Source organism: Clostridium aromativorans (assembly GCF_020908015.1).
GTDB classification, from domain to species: domain Bacteria; phylum Bacillota; class Clostridia; order Clostridiales; family Clostridiaceae; genus Clostridium_B; species Clostridium_B aromativorans.
Map to the genome: position 1 here is coordinate 1 of NZ_JAJJPB010000067.1, position 1,218 is coordinate 1,218.

The following is a 1,218-nucleotide window of genomic DNA, read 5'->3' on the forward strand; positions in this document are numbered from 1 at the left end:
ATTACTCAACTATTTTAGTTACGACACCAGAACCAACTGTTCTTCCGCCTTCTCTTATTGCAAACCTCAACCCTTCATGCATTGCTACCGGTGTTATGAGTTCTACATTCATATCTATATGGTCTCCAGGCATTACCATCTCTACTCCTTCCGGAAGTGCAATGGTCCCCGTTACATCTGTGGTCCTAAAATAAAACTGCGGCCTGTATCCATTGAAAAACGGTGTGTGCCTCCCACCCTCTTCTTTCTTAAGTACATATACCTGACCTACAAATTTCTTGTGCGGGTGTACTGTACCTGGTTTCGCAAGTACCTGACCTCTCTCTACTTCATTCCTCTGTATACCTCTCAGAAGTACACCTATGTTGTCTCCTGCCATTGCCTGGTCAAGCAGCTTCCTGAACATCTCTACTCCTGTACATACTGTCTTCTTCTTCTCCTCTTGAAGTCCTACTATCTCCAGTTCGTCTCCTATTTTTAATACTCCACTCTCTACTCTTCCTGTCGCTACTGTCCCTCTTCCTGTAATTGTGAATATATCCTCTATTGGCATCAAGAATGGTTTGTCTGTCGGTCTATCAGGTGTCGGTATATAATTGTCAACTGCATCCATCAGCTCATATATACATTTCGTCGCTTCTGCATCATCCGGATTCTCCAGTGCCTTAAGTGCACTGCCTACTATTATTGGTACTTCATCTCCCGGAAATCCATATTCACTTAAAAGATCCCTTACTTCCATCTCTACTAATTCCAGTAACTCAGGATCATCCACCTGATCTGCCTTATTTAAAAATACTACTATATGCTGTACTCCTACCCTGCTTGCCAGTAGTATATGTTCCCTTGTCTGCGGCATTGGACCATCTGCAGCACTCACTACCAATATTGCTCCATCCATCTGTGCTGCACCTGTTATCATGTTCTTTACATAATCTGCATGCCCTGGACAGTCTACATGTGCATAGTGTCTCTTATCTGTCTCATATTCCACATGCGCTGTATTTATCGTTATTCCTCTCTCTTTCTCCTCTGGAGCTTTATCTATCTCATCATACTTTGTTGCCGATGCCTTCCCCTCTTTCGCTAATACCATGGTTATTGCTGCTGTCAATGTTGTCTTACCATGATCTACATGCCCTATCGTTCCTATATTTACGTGCGGTTTCGTCCTTTCAAACTTCTCTTTTGACATTATTCTTCCTCCTTGTTTATAAC

1 protein-coding gene is annotated in these 1,218 nt (G+C 42.7%); it reads right to left on the reverse strand.

Features of this window, described 5'->3' with window-relative positions; translation table 11 throughout:
* Position 1: 1 nt before the first annotated feature.
* Positions 2–1,195 carry an elongation factor Tu gene (tuf, locus tag LN736_RS18810; protein ID WP_150355427.1) on the reverse strand — a complete coding sequence of 398 codons (1,194 nt, stop codon included), beginning with the start codon at positions 1,193–1,195 and terminating at the stop codon, positions 2–4.
* Between the last annotated feature and the right edge of the window lie 23 nt (positions 1,196–1,218).